Annotated in this window: 23 protein-coding genes and 1 tRNA gene; 3 read left to right on the top strand and 21 right to left on the bottom strand. The window is 72.7% G+C overall.

Translation table 11 applies throughout. The features are described 5' to 3' along the window. Positions 1–292: 292 nt before the first annotated feature. From ACPZVR_RS24510 to ACPZVR_RS24520, 3 genes are all read right to left on the bottom strand, one after another. Positions 293–369: transfer RNA gene (locus tag ACPZVR_RS24510), tRNA-Pro, on the bottom strand. Positions 370–613: 244 nt separating this feature from the next. Next, positions 614–3,919: an error-prone DNA polymerase gene (locus ACPZVR_RS24515; RefSeq protein WP_436702308.1), complete on the bottom strand. Its 3,306-nt coding sequence runs from the start codon at positions 3,917–3,919 to the stop codon at positions 614–616. Positions 3,920–3,935: 16 nt separating this feature from the next. Beyond that, on the bottom strand, positions 3,936–5,273 hold the full coding sequence (locus ACPZVR_RS24520) for an HNH endonuclease (RefSeq protein WP_436702309.1): 1,338 nt from the start codon (positions 5,271–5,273) through the stop codon (positions 3,936–3,938). 69 nt (positions 5,274–5,342) lie between these two features. On the opposite strand from ACPZVR_RS24520, the gene ACPZVR_RS24525 reads away from it, so the two are divergent. After that, positions 5,343–5,735: a VOC family protein gene (locus ACPZVR_RS24525; protein WP_436702310.1), complete on the top strand. Its 393-nt coding sequence runs from the start codon at positions 5,343–5,345 to the stop codon at positions 5,733–5,735. A 97-nt stretch (positions 5,736–5,832) separates the two neighbouring features. Then, entirely contained in the window at positions 5,833–6,306 is a 474-nt protein-coding gene (locus tag ACPZVR_RS24530; protein WP_436702311.1) for a VOC family protein, read from the top strand. Between the two features lie 11 nt (positions 6,307–6,317). Here ACPZVR_RS24530 and arr read toward each other — a convergent pair whose 3' ends face one another. Together arr and ACPZVR_RS24540 are read right to left on the bottom strand one after the other, a co-directional pair. Next, positions 6,318–6,719: an NAD(+)--rifampin ADP-ribosyltransferase gene (arr, locus tag ACPZVR_RS24535; RefSeq protein WP_436702312.1), complete on the bottom strand. Its 402-nt coding sequence runs from the start codon at positions 6,717–6,719 to the stop codon at positions 6,318–6,320. A gap of 80 nt (positions 6,720–6,799) precedes the next feature. Further along, the gene (locus ACPZVR_RS24540; RefSeq protein WP_436702313.1) at positions 6,800–7,153 is read right to left on the bottom strand and encodes a TraR/DksA family transcriptional regulator; all 354 of its coding nucleotides are present in this window, start codon (positions 7,151–7,153) and stop codon (positions 6,800–6,802) included. Between the two features lie 54 nt (positions 7,154–7,207). Between ACPZVR_RS24540 and ACPZVR_RS24545 the strand changes: the two genes are divergently transcribed. Then, positions 7,208–7,690 carry a nuclear transport factor 2 family protein gene (locus ACPZVR_RS24545; protein WP_436702314.1) on the top strand — a complete coding sequence of 161 codons (483 nt, stop codon included), beginning with the start codon at positions 7,208–7,210 and terminating at the stop codon, positions 7,688–7,690. Between the two features lie 27 nt (positions 7,691–7,717). Here ACPZVR_RS24545 and ACPZVR_RS24550 read toward each other — a convergent pair whose 3' ends face one another. The 16 genes from ACPZVR_RS24550 to ACPZVR_RS24625 all read right to left on the bottom strand — a co-directional run bounded on the left by ACPZVR_RS24550 (position 7,718) and on the right by ACPZVR_RS24625 (position 21,715). Continuing rightward, complete coding sequence (locus ACPZVR_RS24550; protein WP_436702316.1) at positions 7,718–9,031, bottom strand: phospholipase D-like domain-containing protein; 1,314 nt, start codon at positions 9,029–9,031, stop codon at positions 7,718–7,720. A 193-nt stretch (positions 9,032–9,224) separates the two neighbouring features. Next, positions 9,225–9,728, bottom strand: coding sequence for a hypothetical protein (locus ACPZVR_RS24555; protein ID WP_436702317.1), 504 nt, complete (start codon positions 9,726–9,728; stop codon positions 9,225–9,227). 93 nt (positions 9,729–9,821) lie between these two features. Further along, a complete protein-coding gene (locus ACPZVR_RS24560) occupies positions 9,822–11,465 on the bottom strand; it encodes a Y-family DNA polymerase (protein WP_436702318.1) in 1,644 nt (547 codons plus the stop codon). Between the two features lie 13 nt (positions 11,466–11,478). Continuing rightward, a complete protein-coding gene (imuA', locus tag ACPZVR_RS24565; protein WP_436702319.1) occupies positions 11,479–12,087 on the bottom strand; it encodes a DnaE2-dependent mutagenesis accessory factor ImuA' in 609 nt (202 codons plus the stop codon). Positions 12,088–12,204: 117 nt separating this feature from the next. Further along, positions 12,205–13,545 (bottom strand): ribosome biogenesis GTPase Der, encoded by a 1,341-nt coding sequence (der, locus tag ACPZVR_RS24570; protein WP_436702320.1) that lies wholly within the window; start codon positions 13,543–13,545, stop codon positions 12,205–12,207. Next, positions 13,538–14,233: a lysophospholipid acyltransferase family protein gene (locus ACPZVR_RS24575; RefSeq protein ID WP_436702321.1), complete on the bottom strand. Its 696-nt coding sequence runs from the start codon at positions 14,231–14,233 to the stop codon at positions 13,538–13,540. Before ACPZVR_RS24575 ends, der begins: the two co-directional genes overlap by 8 nt. After that, a complete protein-coding gene (gene cmk, locus ACPZVR_RS24580; protein ID WP_436702322.1) occupies positions 14,230–14,910 on the bottom strand; it encodes a (d)CMP kinase in 681 nt (226 codons plus the stop codon). The genes ACPZVR_RS24575 and cmk overlap by 4 nt, the downstream gene beginning before the upstream one ends. A 10-nt stretch (positions 14,911–14,920) precedes the next feature. After that, a complete protein-coding gene (locus ACPZVR_RS24585) occupies positions 14,921–15,997 on the bottom strand; it encodes a prephenate dehydrogenase (RefSeq protein ID WP_436702323.1) in 1,077 nt (358 codons plus the stop codon). Between the two features lie 18 nt (positions 15,998–16,015). Then, on the bottom strand, positions 16,016–16,453 hold the full coding sequence (locus ACPZVR_RS24590; RefSeq protein WP_436702324.1) for a VOC family protein: 438 nt from the start codon (positions 16,451–16,453) through the stop codon (positions 16,016–16,018). After that, positions 16,446–17,270 (bottom strand): AraC family transcriptional regulator, encoded by an 825-nt coding sequence (locus ACPZVR_RS24595; RefSeq protein ID WP_436702325.1) that lies wholly within the window; start codon positions 17,268–17,270, stop codon positions 16,446–16,448. Before ACPZVR_RS24595 ends, ACPZVR_RS24590 begins: the two co-directional genes overlap by 8 nt. Positions 17,271–17,285: 15 nt before the next feature. After that, positions 17,286–18,053: a pseudouridine synthase gene (locus tag ACPZVR_RS24600; RefSeq protein WP_436702326.1), complete on the bottom strand. Its 768-nt coding sequence runs from the start codon at positions 18,051–18,053 to the stop codon at positions 17,286–17,288. Then, positions 18,043–18,696: an SMC-Scp complex subunit ScpB gene (gene scpB, locus ACPZVR_RS24605; protein WP_436702327.1), complete on the bottom strand. Its 654-nt coding sequence runs from the start codon at positions 18,694–18,696 to the stop codon at positions 18,043–18,045. The genes ACPZVR_RS24600 and scpB overlap by 11 nt, the downstream gene beginning before the upstream one ends. Beyond that, a complete protein-coding gene (locus ACPZVR_RS24610; RefSeq protein ID WP_436702328.1) occupies positions 18,689–19,555 on the bottom strand; it encodes a segregation and condensation protein A in 867 nt (288 codons plus the stop codon). Before ACPZVR_RS24610 ends, scpB begins: the two co-directional genes overlap by 8 nt. A 7-nt stretch (positions 19,556–19,562) precedes the next feature. Next, positions 19,563–19,904 (bottom strand): hypothetical protein, encoded by a 342-nt coding sequence (locus ACPZVR_RS24615; protein WP_436702329.1) that lies wholly within the window; start codon positions 19,902–19,904, stop codon positions 19,563–19,565. Further along, positions 19,889–20,704, bottom strand: coding sequence for a ParA family protein (locus ACPZVR_RS24620; RefSeq protein WP_436702342.1), 816 nt, complete (start codon positions 20,702–20,704; stop codon positions 19,889–19,891). Before ACPZVR_RS24620 ends, ACPZVR_RS24615 begins: the two co-directional genes overlap by 16 nt. 336 nt (positions 20,705–21,040) lie before the next feature. Then, positions 21,041–21,715 carry a DUF6766 family protein gene (locus ACPZVR_RS24625; protein ID WP_436702330.1) on the bottom strand — a complete coding sequence of 225 codons (675 nt, stop codon included), beginning with the start codon at positions 21,713–21,715 and terminating at the stop codon, positions 21,041–21,043. Positions 21,716–22,110: the final 395 nt, after the last annotated feature.

Raw genomic sequence — 22,110 nt, forward strand, 5'->3', positions numbered from 1 at the left:
TTCGGCACAGTGCACATCCTTCCAGCGGCACCTCTCGGCACCACAGATCAGATGTCACCTATCCGTGCAGCAGTCCCTTGTGGCCTTCTACATCGATGACCATGGCGATGTGCAGGACGCCGCTTGGACCCCGCCCTTCGTGGAACCGCGAAAGGTCCACGAAGGATGGCTGTGCCTCCCAGCGGGGGCACAGAGGACGATCACGAGCGCCGTTGGGAACACCCTCAGAAAAACGACCAAACCGCTGATCTCAAACCCGGTCACTTGGACCTTGGTCTGAACTCAGCGGTTCTGGTCGGGCTGACAGGATTTGAACCTGCGACCCCCTGACCCCCAGTCAGGTGCGCTACCAAGCTGCGCTACAGCCCGATGCCTCGTCCGGATCGCCGTCCGAGGCGAACGGAACACTACCGCAGCCTCGGCGGCTCCCCCGAATCGGCCTCGCCGCTAGCGCCGCGTCTGTAGAAGTTCTTGAACGCTTCGCGCACCCAGGGCACGCACCTCGCGGCGTTGCCGACGCTTGCAAGACGACCCGGTATGGCGGCGCGCCGGCGCCTTGCGATGCACGCACCCTGAGCACGCCAACCGACCAACAACTTCTACAGACGCGCCGCTAGCGGAAGTCACGCGATGCCTGGCGGATCTGCAGCGCGTCGCCCGCGCCCGGCAGGACGCCGTCGAGCGGCTCGATCCGGTCCGCGACCAGGTTGGTGACGCCGTCCTGGCGCTCCACGATCCCGCGGATCACGACCGCGACCCGGTTGCGGGCCGCCTGGCGGTGGGCGCGCATGACGCCCGGGGAGCAGACCACGTTGAGCATCCCGGTCTCGTCCTCGAGGTTGAGGAAGGTGATCCCACCGGCCGTCCCCGGCCGCTGCCGATGGGTGATCAGCCCGGCGACATGCACCCGCCGGCCGGCGTCGGTCTCCGGCAGCTCCGCGACCGACCTGATCCCGGCGGCGGCGAGGGTCTCCCGGAAGTGCTCGACGGGGTGGACGTCGGTGGAGATGCGGGTCGCCCAGAGGTCCGCCAGGGTCACCTCCCACGCCGACATCTCCGGCAGCGCCGGTGCCGCGGGCGCCGGGGTGCTTCCCGGGAGCTGGTCGCCGTCCTCCGCGTAGCCGGCCATCCACAGCGCCTGGCGCCGGTCCAGGCCGAAGCCCGCGAGCGCACCTGCGGTCGCCAGCGCCTCGAGCTGGGCCCGGGCGAGCCCGGCGCGGCGGGACAGGTCGCGGATGTCGGCGTATGGCGCCGCGGCGCGCTCCGCCACGATCCGGGTCGCGACCTCCCGTCCGATCCCCTTCACCGCATCCAGTCCGAGCCGCACGGCCCACGCGCCGTCGTACCTCAGCGGGTCCTCAGGCGTGGTGACCGCGCACGGCTCGAGCCCTGCCTGGACGTCGGAGTGGACCAGGTCCGGCGGCAGGACGAGGACGCCGTGCCGGCGGGCGTCGGCGACCAGGGACTGCGGTGAGTAGAAGCCCATCGGCTGGTTGCGCAGCAGCCCGGCGAGGAAGGCAGCCGGGTAGTGCAGCTTGAACCACGACGAGGCGTAGACCAGCAGCGCGAAGCTGAGCGCATGGGACTCGGCGAACCCGAAGCCGGCGAAGGACAGCACCTGGACGTAGATCGCGTCGGCCGCGTCGCCCGTGATGCCCTTGCGGGCCATGCCGGAGTACAGCTTGTCCTTGACCTTCTCGATCCGTTCGATGCCGCGCTTCGAGCCCATCGCGCGGCGCAGCAGGTCGGCGTCGTCGGGGGTGCAGTCGCCCAGGGCGACGGCCATCTGCATGAGCTGCTCCTGGAAGAGCGGCACGCCGAGCGTGCGCTCCAGGATCGGCTCGAGCAGCGGATGCGGATAGGTCACCTTGTCCACCCCGGTCTTGCGGCGGATGTAGGGATGCACCGCGCCACCCTGGATCGGGCCGGGGCGGATCAGCGCGATCTCGATGGCCAGCTCGTAGAACTCCTGGGGCTTGAGCCGTGGCAGGGTGCCGATCTGGGCGCGGGACTCGACCTGGAAGACGCCGATCGAGTCGGCGCGGCCGAGCATCTCGTAGACGGCCGGCTCCTCCGCCGGGAGCGTCGCCAGCTCCCAGCGGGTCCCGAGGTGCTCCTCGACCAGGCGGATCATGTGGTCGAGCGCGCCGAGCATCCCGAGACCGAGCAGGTCGAACTTCACCAGACCCATCGACTCGCAGCCGTCCTTGTCCCACTGGAGCACGGTCCTCTTGTCCATCCGCGCCCTCTCGATCGGGCAGACCTCCCCGATCGGGCGCTCGGTGAGCACCATGCCGCCGGAGTGGATGCCGAGGTGGCGGGGAGCGGACATGAGCTCGTTGGCCAGGTCGATGACCGGGCGCGGCATCGCCGCGTCCTCGTCGATGGCATGCCAGCTGTCGACCTGCTTGGACCAGGCGTCCTGTTGCCCGGGGGAATACCCGAGCGCCTTGGCCGCGTCGCGCACCGCCATCCGCGGCCGGTAGCTGATCACGTTGCACACCTGCGCGGCATTGCGCCGGCCGTAGGTGTCGTAGACCCACTGGATCACCTCCTCGCGCCGGTCGGAGTCGAAGTCGACGTCGATGTCGGGCTCCTCCTCGCGGTGCTGGGAGATGAACCGCTCGAACGGCAGGTTGTAGCGGACCGAGTCGATGGCGGTGATGCCCAGCGCGAAGCAGACCGCACTGCTCGCCGCCGATCCCCGGCCCTGGCACAGGATCTTGTTGTCGCGCGCGAACTTCACGATGTCGTGCACGATGACGAAGTAGCCGGCGAAGTCCTTCTCCAAGATCACCCGCATCTCCGCCTCGACGCGCTGCCGGGCCTCCTTCGCGTGGGGCAGGTGGGCGTAACGCTCCGCGAAGCCCTCCTCCAGCAGGAAGCGCAGCTGCTCCCCCGCCGTCCGCCCCTCGGGGATGCCCTGCTTCGGCAGCCGCGGCGAGGCCTTGCGCAGGTCGAAGGCGAGCTCCCGGGCGAGGGCGACCGAGCGCCGTACCGCGTCGGGACGGTGCGCGAAGCGCCGCAGCATCTCCTCGCCACTGCGCAGGTGCGCCCCACCCGACAGGTCCAGCCAGCCGTCCAGCTCGGCGATGCTGCGCCGCGCCCGCACCGCCGCCATCGCCGCCGCGAGCCGTCGCTTCTCCGGCGTCGCGAAGTGCACGTTGCCGGTCGCCACCACCGACAGGCCACGGTCGTCGGCGAGACGCGTCAGCAGATCGTTGTCCTCCTCGCCGCCCGGGTGGTCGCTGACCGTCAGCTCCACCACGACGTGATCGCGACCGAACCGGTCGGTCAGCTCGTCGAGCGCTCCTGCCGCCGCGGCGGGACCGTGCCGGGCGAGTGCCTGGCGCACCGTCCCCTTGCGGCACCCGGTCAGCACCACCCAGTGCCCGCGGCCCCGCTCGGTGAGCTCGTCGAGGTCGTGGGCGGGACTGCCCTTCTCCGGCGCCCGCAGCCCGGCCTCGGTGATCGCTCCCGAGAGCCGGTGGTAGCCCTCCACCCCGCGCGCCAGCACCAGCAGGTGGCTGCCCTCGGGGTCGGGGATGCCGTTCTGGGCGCGGTGCACGTCGAGGGTCAGCTCGGCGCCGTACACCGTCGCCATGGCGTAGTCGGTGCCGGCCTCCGCGAACAGCGGCGCGCCCGCGAACCCGTCGTGGTCGGTCAGCGCGATCGCGTCCAGACCCAACCGGGCTCCCTCCTTGACGAGGTCGGCCGGTGAGCTGGCGCCGTCGAGGAAGCTGAAGTGGCTGTGACAGTGCAGCTCGGCGTACGGCACCGACTCGTCTGGCCGGCTCACCGCGTCGGGCTCGACGCGCGGACGCTTCCGCCGTGACACCGGCGCCTCGAGAGCCGGGGCACGCCCGGACAGGCGGCGCTCGAGCTCACTCCACGGAACCGGCGGGTTGTTCCAGCCCATGCCTGCCCGCCCCGCCTCAGGCGATGAGGTCGTAGCGACCGGGACCGCCCCGCACGAACCGCGGCTCGCGCCAGCCGGGTGGCGCGGGAGCGGTCGCGGTGTAGCGCCGGCCGGTGGGGGTGACGGTCTCGACCTCGGGGCGTTCCCGCGGGCTCGAGACCACCTGTTGTCGCCAGCCCGGCGCCTGCTTGGCGTGGTTGCAGGCGACGCACAGTCCCTGGCCGTTGGCGGCACTGGTCGCGCCGCCGTCGTCGACGGGTCTGATGTGGTCGGCATGCCGCACCGGAGCGTCGCAGTAGAGACTCGCGCAGATCCCCCCACCCTGCAGGGCGAGGAGTTCGGCGATCCCCTCCGGGAAGAGGCGCTGCCGGCTGGACATCGCCACCCATCGGCCGAGACGGTTGCGGTAAAGCCGGCGGAACCACACGGTGGCTTCTGCCGCGAAGGCCCGCCCGGCCAGCTGACGCGCCACCTCGGCGGGCACCACCTCACCGGGCACCCCGTCGCCCGACAGCACGGCCGGCGCGTGGCCGCCGGCCAGGGTCTCGTCGGACAGGGTCAGGTTGATCGTGAGAGGCACGGCGGGCGCGTGCCCGTCGTCACCGGTGTCGCTCACCCCGGTCACCTTGGCCAGCAGCAGGTCGGACATGAGCTGGCCGAGCGACCGCGGATCGCCCGCCGCACGGGCGCGCTGCGCCTCCGTGCGCAGCGCCGCATAGACCGCGACCGCCTGCGCGACCGGCATCAGGCCGGTCAGGTAGGCCATCGTGTCCGGCGCCGGGCGCACGGTGACGTTGCGGTCGGCCTCGGCACGTCGGGCCCGCCGGGCGACGGCCGCCGGGTCGAGCTCGGCCGCCAGACGGCGTACTCGGCCGAGGAGCTCGCGGGTGCCGACGCCGTCGAGAGCCCGCGGGTCGGCACACAGCTCCTCGTCGACGAAGGCGCGCTGGTCGGCGGTCAGGCAGCCGGTCTCCCGGGCCAGCAGGGTGGCCCGGAACTCGTTGAGCGAGCCGTCACGGAGCCGCGCCAGGGTGTGCGGCATCTCGGCGACGAGGACCTTCGCGAGCCCGCGCAGGCGCTGTCCGTGATGCGGTGACTCACGCCGTGCGAGCGCGACCTCCGCCGCGATCCCCCGGCCCTGCCGCCGGGACGGGACCCCCGCCTGCGCCTGCTCGCACCGGCGTCGTGCGTCGAACGCCACCGATGCCTCGGCCTGGACGGCGCACGCCGTCGACTTCAGCTCCTCGAGCGCCGCGATCAGGTCGACCAGCTCGGCCGCGGAGCCCTCACGGCGCGACGCGAGCAGCCGGTCGGCGTACGACCGGACCTCCGCGGCGTCGAGAGTAGTCTCCATGACCCGAGACTCTAGTCGAACACCTGTTCGAACACCAGGGCGTGGTGTCCCCTTCTCTACGCTGTCCGCATGGCGACGGTACGACAGGTCCAGGTCACCTTCGACTGCGCGAGCCCGCGGGCCGTGGCGGAGTTCTGGAAGGCCGTGCTCGGGTACGTCGACCCGCCGTACCCGCCCGACCCCGAGGACGCCTGGGCCGCCTGTCAGGACCCCGACGGCGTCGGCCCGCGGCTGTACTTCCAGCGCGTGCCGGAGGCCAAGACCACGAAGAACCGGGTCCATCTCGACGTCCGCGTCGGGACCGGGCTCACCGGCGACGAACGCCTCGCCGCGCTCGAGGCCGAGGCGAGTCGGCTCGAGGCCCTGGGCGCCACCCGCGGCACCCTGCTGCTCGCCGACGGCGAGAACGAGTCCTGCCAGAACATGCTCGACGTCGAGGGCAACGAGTTCTGCCTCGACTAGCGGTCCTCGCCCGGTCGTGGCGATGAGTCCCGGCGCCGAGCCCGGTCGTCCTCGACAGCGACCCTCGCCCGGAGGGTCCCGACCCGAGGAGATCCCCATGGTTTCCGTTCGCACCCACCTGTGGTTCGGCAACGACAAGGCCGTCGAGGCCGCGAGGTTCTACGCCGAGCACATCCCGGGCTCGTCGGTCGGCCAGGTGCTCACCGCCTGGACCGAGCCCGGCACGTCGGTCGCCGAGGTCGTCGAGTTCACCGTCGCCGGCCACGAGGTCATCGGCCTCAACGCCGGCCCCGAGTTCCACCTCAACGAGGCGTTCTCCTTCTACCTCCGCGTCGACGGCCAGGAGGAGGTCGACCACTACTGGAACGTCCTCACCGCCGACGGCGGCGAACCCGGCCCCTGCGGCTGGTGCAAGGACAAGTACGGCATCTCCTGGCAGGTCATCCCCGTCCAGCTCGAGGAGCTGTGCGGCGACTACACGACCCCCGCCAACCAGGCGGCCTGCAACGCCATGCTGACGATGGGCAAGATCGACGTCGCCGAGCTCCGGGCGGCGTACGACGGCGCCTGACCCCGGCTCCTTCAGTTGCTGATCTCGCCCCGCTCGTCGGCCCGCAGGTCGGCCAGCCGGTCGCGCCACGCCTGGAGGGCCTCGGGCGCCAGTCGCGTCCAGTCGGTCACCTCGCCGACGATCCGGAGCGGTTCGCGGCTGCGGTACGACCGCGTCGGATTGCCGGGGAACTTCTTGTCCGTGACGTTGGGATCGTCCTCGAAGTCGCCGGTCGGCTCCACGACGTAGACCCGCGGGAGACGATCACCGGGGGCGAGCTCGGCGGCCAGCCCCGCACCGTCGACGCGGGCGGTGAAGTAGACGTGGTTCATCACGACCTCGGGCCGATAGTTCGACCGGAAGCCGGCGGTGAGCAGGTCGCCCACCCGCAGATCCGCCTTCGTGCCGTGGAAGAACGGTCCCTCGTCCGCCATCGCGTCACCTCCTGTGCCGTGGTCCCACGGCTCGACGTCGCGAGCCGCCCGGACGCCAGTGTGCCCGACGGGGCCAGCCGCTATCCGACGCAGCCGATGCAGGTCCGCGCCGCCGGACGGGCCTCGAGCCGGGCGGGGGCGATGGGCAGTCCGCATCGCTCGCACCTGCCGTAGGTGCCGGCGTCCAGACGGGCGAGGGCCGCGTCGACCTCCGCCAGCCGGCGGCGCACCTGGGCGACGAGCGTCGCGAGCTGCGAGCGCTCGAAGGCGATGGTCGCGCCCTCGGGGTCGTGCTCGTCGTCGGCGTTGGTGTCGCGGGAGGCGGCCACCACCTCGTCGAAGCTGCCGGTCAGGCCCGCCAGGCGCCGCTGGGCCTCGACCCGCTCGGCCTCGAGCAGCGCACGCATCGCCTCCACACCGACCCAGGCTGCCACGGCCGACCGACACAGCCTCTCGACCGAAGCTAGAACACGTTCTACAGTGCGCCCATGGACCTCGTCGCGATCGAAGAGATCAAGCGCCTCAAGCACCGCTACTTCCGCACGCTCGACCTCAAGCGGTGGGACGAGTACGCCGACTGCCTGGCCGAGGACGTCAGCGCGCGCTACGGCACCCAGGCGATGGGCGAGCCGCTCCACTTCGACAACCGGGCCGACGTCGTGGCGTACATGGAGAAGAACCTCGGTCCCGGGATCATCACGATCCACATCGCCAACCACCCCGAGATCGACGTGGACGGCGCCACCGCGACCGGCTCGTGGGCGTTCGAGGACACCGTGATCGTGCCGGACTTCAAGGTGCAGATCCGGGGCGGGGGCTACTACGTCGACACCTACCGCCGCGACGCCGACGGCGCGTGGCGGATCGCCTCGACGCAGTACGAGCGGATCTACGAGGCGATGACGTCCCTCGAGGACACACCGAGCTTCAAGCTGCTCGCCAACCGGTGGGACCCGTCGCTCGAGCACTGACGGGCCACCGCCGGGCGGCGTACGGCATCAGTGCAGCTCGAGCTCGTGGAACGGGTAGTCCCGGGGCCCGAGGAACTCGGTGCCCGGCGTGATCCGGCCGTTCGGGTCGGCGGAGTTGACGTAGTTGTTCAGGTTGCGCGGCGCCTGACGGAAGATCAGGTCCACCCAGTCGGCGTACTTCGCGGCCATCGGCTGGTCGTCCCAGAAGATGACGTTCTGCTCGTCGGAGTGCCAGCCGAGCTGGGTCCAGTTCTCACTGCTGGACAGCACGACGTTGCCGTCGGCCCGCCCGTCCACGTTCCCCTGGACCGACAGCCCCTTCATGTGGACGTAGCGGTCCTTGAACTTGTTGGCCGTCGCCCCGGTGATGTAGACCATCTGCTTCGCCGGGAGGCCGCGCAGGATGCCGCGGATCTTCAACGGCATCATCATGAACACGATCCGGACGTCGCAGCCCGCCTGGTGCAGCGCGCGGACCTTCTTCGCGACCTTCACCCCGCGCTGATCGCCCCACACCGCGTTGGCGATCCGGACCTTCGTCCGCCCGCCCGGGACGTTGGAGGCGCCCGTGCACCGGACCTTGTTGAGCACCTTCAGCGCCGGGTCGGTCTTCTTCCGGTGCGGCGCGAACATCGTCGTGATGGTGGCGCCCGGGGTGGTGGTGCTGGGAGCGGTGAACCGCAGCGGCTTGACGTTCTTGTCCTTCTTCGCCTGCTTCCACATCGTCATCCAGCCGTCGTAGACGGCCGGGTTCTCGGTGATGGTGGTCCAGTCGTTGAACTGCTGCACGGCCGCGGCACCGGTGAAGTTGCCCGAGCCCTGCATGGCGATGTTGGTGGTGGCGCCCGAGCGGCTGACCAGCATCAGCTTGGAGTGCATCGCGCCGCCCTTGCCCCGACAGGTCGAGACGCAGGTGCGGATCCAGCTGCGCAGTGCCTTCGGCCGGTCCGCGTTGCCCTGCTTCAGGGCGTTGCGCAGGGTCGGGTAGGAGCGGCCCGGCCCCTGCGACTTCGCCAGGCCCCGGGCCATGATGATCTGCACCGAGACGCCGCGGCGGTGGGCCTTGATGAAGGCGTTCGCGTACTTCGGCGAGTCGAAGTTCCAGGTCATCAGGCGGATCGTCTCGCCGGCCGGCACGTTCTTGACCGTCTTGATGATCCGGCGCTGGATCTTGGTCTTCTTCTTGGTGCTGCGGAAGGGGTGGTTGAACACGATCCCCGGCTTGACGACGTACGCCGGGTCGGGCGCCTTCTTCGCGGCGACGCCGGTCGCAGCGGCATCGGCCGTGGTCGCCTCGCCCGGACCCGCCACCAGCAGGGTCGCCGCGAGGAGCAGCGCCACCGTCGTCGCGACGCCTCCCCGAGTCCGACCGACCGCCGACCTACCCCACGCGAACCGCACGATGCCCACACTCCTCGTTCCCGACGTACTTCCCCTCTCACAGCGTCGGGGCGCGCGGATTCGTTACAGGTGGGACGTAGGTCACCTGCCGTAAGCGCCGGGAGCGCTCCGTCGCCGCGGGCGCTCGTGACCCCTAGGCACGCAGCAGTCGGTCGATCTCGGCGAGGACGCCCTTGCGGTTCTTGCCCGCCACCTCGCGCTCCTGGACGCGTCGCAGGTCGTCGGGAGCGACGCCGGCCAGGCGGGCCTTCACCTGCGGCACGGTGAGCCGGTCGAGGTCGGGGAGGACGAGCGTCTCGACGTTGTCGGGGTCGGGCGCGGGAGCGGACCCACGCCTGCGCCGGCCGGGGAGGAGGTGGGTCGGGACCAGCTGGCTGGGGACCAGGGGCAGCCGAGGGGCCTGGTCACGAACGGCGTCGAGCACCTGCAGCAGCGCCTGCGAGTAGGCCTTGCCGGTGCCGATCAGCTGGGCGAGGAGGTGGTCGGCCTCGGCGCGGGTCAGCGAGCCGCGGGCGACGAGGTCGTCCATCAGCCCCTGGAGCCGGGACATCTGGATGGTGACGCTGTGCTCGAGAGCGCCGTGCAGTGCGCGCAGGTTGCGACCGACCAGGTCAGCCGGCTTGCTGGTGCGTCCCATGCTTCCTCCACCGGGTGCCGCCCTCCCTCCAGCAGCGTAGCCATCGCGGGGCCGCGAGGACAGAGGCCAGCGGACGAGACGGCCGGGCGAACCTCAGTCGTAGGCCGCCTCCACCTCCCAGCTGCCGGGCGAGCGCCAGCACAGCAACCACGCCCGGCCGTCCACGCCGACGACCTGGAACCGGGCCGCCCGCCCCGACCCGGGTCCCGACGCCGAGTCCGGCGTGTCGGCGGTCGCGAGCCACCAGCCCTCGTCGACCGGCCACGGCCCGGCCCAGGAGGCGACCGGGCACCAGTGCCGACCGATCCGGATCCGCCACGGCTCCCCGGTCACCAGGCCGCGGGAGGTGACCGACACCGCGACCGACGCCTCGTCGACGACCTCCGCCTCGAGGGGCATCGCGAAGACCCGGCTCGGCGCGGGGCCGGGGATCCGGCCCGGCCAGGGGCGCTCGACCGGACGCAGCCCGACCGGTCGCTCGCCCCACGGCACCAGCGCCTGGCGGTCGGCGGCGCCGCGTCCGCCCTGGAGCACGGGGACCCGGACCGCGTCGTACCCGACCATCGCCTGGACCCGGGCGACCCCGCGCACCACCTGCTCCTCCGCACCCCCGCCCCACAGCCCGTCGGCGTGGTCGCCGGCCGCCTCGACGACGTCGGGCAGGAAGCGGACGACGGTGACCGCGGAGGTGATCGTCTCGCCCGCGGGCTTGCGGCTGCGCAGGCCCGAGGACGCCATCCCCGCCTGGAGCTGCCAGTGCACCCGGTCGACGAGGTCGCGGGAGGTGAAGCAACGGGGGTGCAGCCAGGTCCGGGTGGAGACGCCCTCCTCGAACTCGGCCTCGATCCGGACCGATGTCGCCACCAGCTGCCGGTCGGCGAGACCGGCGACGAACCGCTCCGCGGTGGTGCGGACGCTGAAGGTGACCGCCTCGGCCGAGTCGAGCGGCGGCTCGAAGGAGATCTCGCAGGCCAGCTCCGGGGGCGGGGTGCGGGAGGCGATGCGGACCACCTCCCGGCCCTGCACCCGCCGCCACACGTCGGCGCCGTAGCCGCCGAAGCGGTTGGCGACCTCGCCCGCGCCGAGCCGGGCGAAGTCGCCGAGCAGCACCAGCCCGAGCCGGCGCAGCAGGCCGGAGAGCTCGGCGCCCTCCGGCCCGTCGTCGGCGAGCACGGTGACCGGCAGGCCGCGCAGGAACTCCACCGAGCCGCCCGCGGGGATCGACAGACAGGCCTGCGCCGACGCCTGCCGGGCGGCGCGCTCGGCGGTGTAGAGATCGTCGGCGGCACCGAACCGGCTGTCCCACACCCCGGCCCGCACGAGCCGCTCCGCGAGCACCGCGGCCGCGGCCTCCTCGCCGTCGATCCCCGCACGGGCGAAGTAGCGGCCCGGCGCGGGGATCGCGAGCAGGCCGGGGCGCAGTGGCGCCACCCCCGGGCGCATCTCCTCGACCGCCGCCAGGACCGGCTCGAACCACCGGGCGTCACGGTCCGGGTTGGCCGGGAGCAGCATCACCTCGGGGCAGCGCGCCTGGGCGTCACGACGCCGCTGCCCGCGGCGTACGCCCTCGGACCTGGCCGCGGCGTTGCACACCGCCACGACGTTGTTGGCCAGTACGACGGCGGGCGCCGCCGCGTCGACGTCCGCCGCGGCTCCCGAGGCGGTGTCGGCGAGCTCGAGCAGACCCGCCGTGACCGACCAGTCGGGGCACCACAGGACCATCGTCCGTCCCGCCATCACATCCCCGCCATCAGTCGAGCACCACATCGGCCCGCGTGGGCAGACGGCCACCACCGCGGGCGACGAGCGTCGCGCGGCGCTCACGCAGCCGGCCGCGGCCGTGGCCGATCCCGTCCCAGTCGACCCGCTCGGCGCTGATCCGCGCCTCGCAGCGCGGCCACTCCCCCTGCACCACGAGCACCGCCGACCGGGCCCGCAGCCGCGCCTCGAGGAGCGAGGCGGTCTTGGCGTCGACACCGCCGGGCGGGCGCAGCACCACGACCTTGAGGACGTCGACCAGGGCCGCCGTCACCTCGAGCCAGTGCTCGCCGGGCGTGGGCACGAGGACGGTGCGCCCGAGCACGATCCCCCGCTGCTGCGCGGCCTCGGCGCCGAAGTCGTCCCACCCGGCGAAGCCGACCCACTCGCCGGCCTGCGAGGCGCCGGCGGCCAGCATCATGCCGAGGGTCGCGGAGTCGACGCCGTAGACCCCGCCGGTGCGCAACTGGACCAGCCCGGCGAGCATCGGCACGACCGGCACGAGCAGCCGGGTCGGACCGCCCTCGAGGGCGGCGATCCGGCCCCGCAGCTGGTCCACGACCGCGCGGGGGTCGTCGATCTCGAGGGGGCGGACGCTCACTCCGCCATGTTCGAACATTTGTTCGAACATGGCAAGCGGCGGCCCCCTCGTTTGGGCACAGACCGCATGCCGGAGGCCCGAATTGCTGCGGTTTGGGACCAAACCGCAACCACCGGCCTACCTGCGCCCGCGCTTCTCCCGCGGTTGGACCTTGATCTCGATCGGGGTGCCGACGAAGCCGAACTCCTCACGCAGCCGGCGCTCGACGAAGCGCTCGTAGCCCTGGTCGAGCTTGCCGGTGGTGAACAGCTTGAACACCGGGGGCGCGCTCTGCACCTGGCTGCCGAACAGGATCCGCGGCTGCTTGCCGCCCCGCACCGGGTGCGGGTGCTCGGCGACGATCCGGCCGAGGAAGGCGTTGAGGGCGCCGGTGGAGACCCGGGTCTCCCAGCCCTCGATGGCGCGGTCGAGCGCGGGGACCAGCCGGTCGACGTGCCAGCCCGTCTTGGCGGTGATGTTGATCCGCGGCGCCCACTGCACCTGCACCAGGTCCCGCTCGATCTCGCGGTCGAGGTAGTAGCGCCGCTCGGCGTCGACGAGGTCCCACTTGTTGAAGGCGATCACGAGCGCCTTGCCGGCCTCGCGCACCTCCTGCAGGATCCGCATGTCCTGCTCGGCGATCGACTCGTTGCCGGCGAGCACGAGGACGCACACCTCGGCACGCTCGATCGCCGTCGAGGTGCGCAGCCAGGCGTAGTACTCGTGGCCCGAGGCCTCCTTGACCCGCTTGCGGATGCCGGCGGTGTCGATGAACCGCCATTCCCGGCCGCCGAGCGTGACCAGCTCGTCGACCGGGTCCACGGTGGTGCCGGCGACGTTGTCGACGACGACCCGCTCCTCGCCGGCGAGCTTGTTGAGCAGCGAGGACTTGCCGACGTTGGGGCGCCCGACGATGGCGATCCGACGCGGTCCGCCGATCTCCTCCTCCACCGGGTCCGGCGCCTCCGGCAGGACCTCGAGGACGGCGTCGAGCAGGTCGCCGGAGCCACGGCCGTGCAGGGCGGAGACGGGGTACGGCTCGCCGAGGCCGAGGTTCCACAGGCCGTAGGCCTCCGCCTCGGCGCGCTCGTCGTCGACCTTGTTGGCGGCGAGCACGACCGGCTTGCCGGACTTGCGCAGCACCCGGACCACCGCCTCGTCGGCGTCGGTGATGCCCACGGAGGCGTCGACGACGAAGAGGACGGCGTCGGCCAGGGTGACGGCGACCTCCGCCTGCACCTTGATCCGCTCGGCCATGCCCCGCGCGTCGGGGTCCCAGCCGCCCGTGTCGACGAGCGTGAACGCCCGTCCGGCCCACTCCGCGTCGTACGACACCCGATCGCGGGTCACGCCGGGGATGTCCTCGACGACCGCCTCGCGGCGGCCGAGGATCCGGTTCACCAGGGTCGACTTGCCGACGTTCGGGCGGCCGACGACGGCCAGCACCGGGACCACCCCGGTCGGGGTGTCTTCACTCATCACGCTCTCCTTGCGGGAGCGGGCCCGGAAGGCTCCGCCCCGTCTCGTCCAGGGCAACGGCCAGCTGCTGCTGCATGTGGTCGCGCAGCGCGGCCGAGGTCGATGAGACATTCTCCCGCGTCCGAGGCCAGGGCACCGCATCGACGGCGTACGGCTCCCCGACGATGATGTCGATCCGGGCCCCCTTGTGGGGCAGCGAGCCGCTCGATCCGCCCGGGTCGCGCGATCCCAGGAAGGTCAGCGGTACGACGGGCGCCCCGGTCACCAGTGCGAGATAGGCCGCACCGCCGCGGAACCTCTCCAGGTCCCCCGGGCCGCGGGTCCCCTCCGGGAAGACGCCGACCGCGCGCCCCTCCCGCAGCGCCCGCAGCGCGATCCGCACCGCGGCCGGGTCGGTGTGGTCGCGGTCCAGCGGGATCTGCCCGGACGCCCGGAGGAACGGCCCCAACGGCCCGGCGAACATCTCGATCTTGGTCAGTGCATGCACCGGCCGCGGCGCGAAGATCGCCATCAACGGCCCGTCGACGAAGCCGATGTGGTTGGCCGCGACGACGGCCGGCCCCTCGGTGGGGAACCGCTCGGCGTGGTGCACCCGCACGTCCCACCGACGCCGGATCAGCCAGCGCGCCGTCGGCCTTCCCCCGGTGAGGAGCCAGCGCGCGGGCCGCGGGACGTGATGGGCGCTCACGCGCGCTCCATCACCAGGCCCACCACGACGTCGACGACCTCGTCCAGGGTCAGCGCGGTGGAGTCCACGTGGACGGCACCGTCGGCCATGGTCAGCGGCGCGACCGCGCGGCCGGAGTCGATCCGGTCGCGTGCGAGCAGGGACTCCTGGGTCGCGGCGACGTCGGCGCCGCCGTTCTCCAGGGCACGCCGCGCGGCCCGGGCGGCCGGGTCGGCGGTGAGGTAGACCTTGAGCTCGGCCTCGGGCCACACGACCGAGCCGATGTCGCGCCCCTCGACGACGATGCCCCCGCGGGGTCCGTCGGCCGGCGCGATCAGCGCGCGCTGCAGGTCGACCAGCCGCGCACGCACCTCGGGGACCGCGCTGACGGGCGAGACCGCGGCGTTGACCTCGTCGCCGCGGATCTCGACCGAGACGTCGCGACCGTCGACGGTGATGGTCGGGGCCAGCGGGTCGGTCCCGGAGACGAGCACCGGCTCCCCCGCGCGCGCGGCGACCGCGGCCGCGTCGTGCACGTCGACCCCGTGCTCGAGCATCCACCAGGTGATGGCGCGGTACTGCGCGCCGGTGTCGAGGTAGCGCAGGCCGAGCCGGGCGGCGACCGCGCGGCAGGTGCTCGACTTGCCCGAGCCGGAGGTTCCGTCGACTGCAACAACCACGTTCACCGGCACGTCCACGGCCCGCACCCTACCGGTGGGTCACCCATCCCCTCGACTCCAGAGCGGCCCGCAGCTCGTCGGCGCGGCCCTCCACGACGTCGAGCTCGACGAGGCCGACCGGGCGACCGGGGTCGTGGTCGATCCGCACGTCCTCGATGTTGACGCCGCTGTCGCCGGCGTCGGAGAACAGACGCGCGAGCCCGCCCGGCTGGTCGGGCAGGGCCACCCGGACCGCCTCCATCGGCTGGGGGGCCGCCCCGTGCTTCCCGGGGATCGCGCGGGTGCCGGCCCGGCCGTAGGCGAGCAGCGACTCCAGGCCGGTCCGGTCGCCGCCGGACACGGCCTCGATCGCGAGGTCGAGCCGGTCGCGGACCTCGGCGAGCAGGTTCGCGACCGCCGCCGCGTTGCCGCCGATGATCTGGCTGTAGAGGCGCGGATCGCCGCCGGCGACCCGGGTGACGTCGCGCACGCCCGTGCCGGAGAGCGCGAGGTGCTCGGGCGAGGCGCCGGCGAGGGTCCCGGCGACGAGCGAGGCCATCAGGTGCGGCACGTGCGACGTCCGGGCGACGGCCCGGTCGTGCTCGACCGGGCTCAGGTGCACCGGGACCGCGCCGCAGATCGCGGCCAGCGCCTCCACCACCCGGGTCGCGGCGGGCGCGGCCTCCGGTCCGGGCGCGATCGCCCAGGGCCGACCGTCGAAGAGCTCGGCGGTGGCGGAGAGCGGTCCGGAGTGCTCGGTGCCCGCCATCGGATGGCTGCCGACGTAGCGGCTCACGGCCGGGTGGCCCGCGACCGCGGCCAGCGGGCCCGCCTTGACGCTGCCGACGTCGGTGACCACCGTCTCGGGCCCGGCGTCGTCGAGGACCTGCCCGATGACCGGCCCCAGCGCGTCCGGGGGGACGGCGACGACGACCAGCTGGGGGACGTCGCCCTCGGCCCGGGCCCGCCCGGCTCCCAGCCCGGTCGCGGTGCGGACGTGGTCCGGCGTGCTGTCGGTGAGCAGGACGTCGAGGCCGGCGCGCCGGCAGGCCAGGGCGATCGAGGTGCCGATCAACCCGGTGCCGACGATCTCGACCGGGCCTGTGAGCACTCTCGTCTCCGACACGCAGGCAAGGTTAGGGGATCACGAGCCCGCCTCGGCGCCCGGCTGGTAGGAGCCGAACGACCAGTGGTTGCCCTCGGGGTCGCGCACGCTACCGCCGCGCCCGCCGTAGTCCTGGTCCACCATCGCCCGCTCCACGCTGGCGCCCGCGGCGACGGCGGCCTCGAAGACGGCGTCGGGGTCGTCGGTCACCAGGTAGACCGCGCCGGACCCGGCCGGCTGGAGCGGGCTCTCGGGCCGGACCGCGCCGAACATCAGCCCGCCGCCACCCGGCCACAGCCACTCGGCATGCACGACCACGCCGTGCTCGTCGCGGTGGGTCGCGTGCTCGGTGAACCCGACGGCACGCAGCCACGCCATCATCGCGTCGGTGTCGCGGAACTGCATCGCCGCCCAGAGCCGGACGGACGCCGCGGAGGCCGGGGTGGAGCTCGGGGCGGGTGTCGTTGTCTCAGTCATGCTCCGATCCTGCGTCCTGGTCGTCCCGGCGGTCTTGAACGAAGGGGAACTCGTCGCGCAGCCACGTCGTCGGGGTGCACCCCGCCAGCGCGCTCCACTCCCGGGTGAGGTGGGCCTGGTCGCTGTAGCCGCACACCGCCGCCACCTCGGCCAGAGGCCGCCGTCCCAGCACCTGCCGGGTCGTCTCGAGCCGAGCGACCCGCTGGAACTCCTTCGGCGTCAGCCCGCACTCGGCCCGGACCAGCGTGGACAGCCGGCGCCGGCTGTAGCCGACCTCCGCCGCGACGCCCGCCACGGCGGCTCCGGACGTGAGCAGCGCCAGCGCCCGGGCCACCTCCGCGCGGGGCGCGAGATCGCCCGACGCCGCGGCCAGCGCCGCGAGGGTGCGGTCGACCAGCGCCACCCGGGCCGGCCAGGACGGCAGGTCGTGCAGGCGCTCGGGGAGCTCTCGCAACGCGAGCGGTACGACGGCCTGGTCGACGTCGGTCAGCGCGCCGGCCAGGTCGGAGGCGGGACGGCGGAGCAGCACCCGGGCGCCGGCCACCGTGAGCGCGAGCTGGATCCCGCGCTGCGCCCCGTCGTGGTGCACCGCCGCGGGCGCCGTGTGCAGGCCCGAGAGCGAGCCCCAGGCGGCGTGCAGGGAGTCCGACCAGTCCGGCCACGAGACGCGCAGCGGCTCGTCGAGCGGCAGCACCAGGGTGAGCGTCGTCGACGGCAGGCCACGGTGCACGCCCGGCGCACCGAACGCGACGTCGTAGGGGATCCGCGCGGCGACGTAGGGTCGCAGCGCCGTGGGCACCGCAGGGGCGGGGATCACCTCACCACGGTAGGTCTAGAGACCGACCAGCTCCAGCAGCTGGCCGAGCTCGTCGTCGGACAGCTCCCGCAGCGTGCCGCTGCGCAGGGTGCCGAGCTCGATCGGCCCGAACCGCGTGCGGCTGAGCTGGCGCACCGGATGCCCCACCTGGTCGAGCAGGCGCCGCACGATGCGGTTGCGGCCCTCGTGGATGACCAGCTCGATGATCGACTTGTCGGTGGAGCTGTCGATGACGCGCGCGCGGCGCACCTCGACCGGACCGTCCTCGAGCGTCACGCCGGCGAGCAGCTCGGCGAGCGTCGCCTTGGTGAGCCGTCCGGACACCTCGGCGACATAGGTCTTCTCGACCTCGAACGACGGGTGCGCCATGCGGTGGGCGAAGTCGCCGTCGTTGGTGAGCAGCAGCAGGCCCGAGGTGTCGGTGTCGAGGCGACCGACGTGGAAGAGCCGCAGGGCCGCGTCGCCCGAGACCCGGTCCGCGACGACGTCCGTCAGCGTGGGTCGCCCCTGCGGGTCGGACATCGTCGAGACGACGCCCCGCGGCTTGTTGAGCACGAGGTAGACGTGGTCGGAGACCGGGGGCAGCCGCTTGCCGGAGACCTTGATGACCGCCGTGCGCGGGTCGACCTTGGTGCCGAGCCGGGTGACGACCTCGCCGTCGACCTCCACCTCGCCCTCGAGCATCAGCTCCTCGCAGCGCCGGCGCGAGGCGACGCCCGACTGGGCGAGCAGCTTCTGCAGCCGGATCAGTCCGTCGTCGTCGACGGCGACGTCACGCGTCATCGGCGGGCTCCTCCCCCGGCTCCGTCGCCGACTCCGTCGCCGACTCCGTCGCCGGCTCCGTGCCGGGGTCGACGGTCGGCGCCAGCTCCTCCTCGACCTCCGCGAGGTCGGGCAGGTGCGGCGCGAGATCGGGCAGCTCGTCGAGCGAGACGATGCCGATGCGCTCCAGGAAGTAGGTCGTGGTGCGGTAGAGCGTGGCGCCGTGCTCCCCGTCGCGCCCGGCCTCCTCGACCAGGCCGCGGCTGAGGAGGGTCCGCATCACGCCGTCGACGTTGACCCCGCGCACCGCGGAGACGCGGGCCCGCGAGACGGGCTGCTGGTAGGCGACGACGGCGAGCGTCTCCAAGGCGGCCTGGGTGAGCCGGGCCTGCTGGCCGTCGAGGACGAAGGCCTCGACGACGGGCGCGAGGTCCTCACGGGTGTAGTAGCGCCAGCCGCCCGCGACGTTGCGCAGCTCGAAGCCGCGGCCCTGCTCGTCGTACTCGGCCGCGAGGGCGCTCAGCGCCTCGATCACCTGCGGCTCCGGGTAGCCGACGGCCGTCGCGAGGGAGACGGCGTCGAGCGGCTGGTCGGCGACCATGAGCACCGCCTCCAGCGCCGGGCGGAGCTCGGCGACCGGGACGGGGAGCGTCTCCTCACTCATCTGTTCCTGCTTCCTCGGGGGTGGTCGCCCCGTCGAACTCGTCGGTGATCAGGTCCTCGATGTCGACCGCCTCGTCACCGGTCCAGCGGACGGTCAGCTCTCCCAGGGGGGTGACCTGGTCGAAGGCGACCGCACCCTCGCGGAACAGCTCCAGCAGCGACAGGAACCGCGCCACCGTGGTCAGTGTGTCGGGCGAGTCGCCGCACAGCGACCGGAAGGTGAGGGTGCCGCTGCGCCGCAGCCGGTCGACCACGATCGCGGCCTGCTCCCGCACGCTGACCGTCGGGGCGTGGATGTGGTGCAGGGTGAGCTGCAGCTCCGGCTTCGGGGTCATCGCCTTGGCCGCCAGCGCCGCGAACTGGTCGAGCCCGATCCCGATGAGGACCTCGGGCAGCAGCGCCGCGAACCTCTCCTCGATGCCCACGGCCCGGGGGAAGCGCCGCGCCTCGGCCTGCAGGCGAGCGTCGAACACCGCCGCCACCTGCTTGTAGGCCTTGTACTGCAGCAGGCGGGCGAACAGCAGGTCCCGGGCCTCCAGCAGCGCGAGGTCCTCCTCGTCCTCGACGTCGCCGGCCGGCAGCAGCCGCGCGGCCTTGAGGTCGAGCAGGGTCGCCGCGACCAGCAGGAAGGACGTGGTCTCCTCCAGCGAGTCGTCGGGCAGCTGCTTGATGTGGGCGATGAACTCGTCGGTGACCTGGGAGAGCGCGATCTCGGTGACGTCCAGCTTGTGCTTGGAGATCAGGCTCAGTAGCAGGTCGAACGGGCCCTCGAAGTTCGCCAGGCGCACGGCGAACCCACCGTGCCCCTCCTCGGCCCCACCGTCCGCGACCGGTGCGTCGACCGACTCGTGGTTGCTCACACCTGCATCATGACTCACGCAGGCGCCTGACCAGCGCGGAGCTCTCCCCCTCGGCCTCGAGCTCGCCCAGGACCAGGTGCAGCGCCTCGCGGACCAGGCGCCCGCGGTCGACGGCCAGGCCGTGCTCGCCGCGCAGGGTGAGCCGGGCCTGCTCCAGCTCCATCAGCTCCGCCGAGGTGACGTAGACGGTGATCTTCTCGTCGTGGCGGACCCGCCCGCTCGGCCCCTTCGGGGCGGGAGCCTCGGGCTCCTCCAGCTGGGCGGGCGGGTCGGGGACGGCCCGGACGGCCGGCTCGGCGGTCGGTCGGAACAGGTCGTCCGCCGCCGGCATGCTCACACGTCGAGACACCGCGCCGCCACCTCCTTCGCGAGCTGGCGGTACGCCTCCGCCCCGCTCGACCCGGAGGCGTACGACGTGATCGGCTCGCCCGCAACGGTCGAGTCGGAGAACTTGACGGTGCGCCGGATGACGGTGTGGAAGACCTGGTCGCCCCAGGCCTGCACCAGGCGCTCGAGCACCTCGCGGCCGTGCAGCGTGCGGCCGTCGTACATGGTGCCGAGGACGCCGTCGACCTCCAGTCCGGGGTTGAGGCGCTGCTTGACCTTGTCGATGGTGGCCTTGAGCAGCGCGACGCCCCGCAGCGCGAAGTACTCGCACTCCAGCGGCACGATGACGCCGTCGGAGGCGGTGAGCGCGTTGACCGTCAGCAGGCCGAGCGAGGGCTGGCAGTCGATGAGGATGACGTCGTACTCGGCCACGGCCGGGGCGAGCACGCGCTGCAGCGTCTGCTCGCGGGCGACCTCGTGGACCAGCTGCACCTCGGCTGCCGACAGGTCGATATTGGAGGGCAGCAGGTCCATGCCGGGCACGCCGGAGGGCACGACGACCTCGTCGAGGGTGGCCTCGGGGTCCATGAGCAGGTTGTAGACCGTGCTCTCCATCTCGTGCGGGTTGAGCCCCAGGCCCACCGACAGCGAGCCCTGCGGGTCGAAGTCGACGAGCAGCACCTTGCGGCCGAACTCGGCCAGCGCGGCGCCGAGGTTGATGGTGGTCGTCGTCTTGCCGACGCCGCCCTTCTGGTTGCACATCGAGATCACGCGGGCGTTGCCGTGCGCGGTCACCGGCCGCGGGTCGGGCAGGACCGGCATCGGACGCCCGGTCGGCCCGATCTCCCCGGTCACCGTCTGCACGGCGCCCCGCTCCGCCCCGCTCGCGCCCGCGTCGGGCAGCGGGAACTGCAGGGTCATCGCGTCCTCGCGCGCCGAGGCCTCGCCGGTCACGGCCGCGTCCTCGGTGCCGAGCGGTACGTCGCTGCCGGGCGCCGGGATCGGCATCCTCGGCGGCATGTCGGGTGCACTGGATCCTCCGTAGTAGCCGACCATCGCCCTCACCTTTGTCTGGAGTGGTTGCGGGCTCCTTCCCCAGAGCCCGGGACTGCTCCATCCAACAATGTCGACACGGCGACATTCGGGAGGCGCGCCGAGTCAGCCCTCCACGCCGGTGCTGTGGTGCGGCTCGCCGACGGGCTTGCTCTCGGCCGAGCCGCGCTCGCGCAGGAAGATCGCGAGGACCGCGAAGGCGCCGACAGCCAGGAACTCCGACTGCCAGTTCTGCAGGGTCCGCTCCCAGAAGTCGGCGGAGGCGACGTACCCGCCCCACGACTGGGGATCGCGCAGCTGCTCGAGCCGGCGCTCGTTGTCGGCCGCCCAGCCGGCGACGGACTGCGCCAGCCACGAGAGCAGGAAGATCACGCCCACGGCGAGGGCCAGCGAGTGGGAGTAGAGGTGGGTCCGCCATCCGCCCGCGACCGCCCAACGGGGCGCGTCCGCGGGCGCGTGGGGACCGAGCTTCTGCTGCTCGTCGGTCTCCAGGCCGGGCTTGTCCAGCTCCTTCGACTCCGGCGAGCCCTGCTGCAGGAACCAGACGGTCGCGAGCACGTAGAGCAGGAACTGCAGGAACTCGCTCTGCCAGTTCTCGGCCACGGCCACGGCGAAGTCGGTGGACGTGACGTACTCGCCGTAGCCGATGGTGCCGAGGCGCTCGCCGGCCTGCTGGTCGTTGAACGCCTGCCAGCCGGCGAAGGACTGGGCCACCACGGTGCCCAGGAAGAGCAGGCCGAAGAACAGGCCGAGCGAGTTGTTGCGCACGAAGGTCTTCATGCGTGCCTCAGCCCCGACCACAGCATGAGCACCAGCCCCACGGCGATGACGGCCACATAGGCCACGAACATGAGCTTCACCTCAGCCTCCTTCCACGGCGCACTCGTACGGCGCGTCGCCCGCTGCCGCACAGCCCGCCGCCACCACGCGCCAGCCGTCGTCGAAGCGGCCGAGGAACACCGTGTCGGTGCCGGTGCGGACCTGGGCCGCGGTGGCGTAGACCTCCGTCTCGAGCTCGTCGCCCGCCGGCGGCAGGTCCTCCTCGAGGAGCGCGTCGGCGCAGGGCGCCTGCGCGTCCTGCTCCAGCGTCTCGCGCGTCGCGGGGGCCAGCAGCCCGCACGCCTGATCACCGTCGCCGGACTCGACCGCCGCCTGGAAGCGCTGAGCGACGTCCG

Origin of the sequence: Nocardioides segetis (assembly GCF_051390595.1) — a bacterium.
GTDB lineage: Bacteria > Actinomycetota > Actinomycetes > Propionibacteriales > Nocardioidaceae > Nocardioides.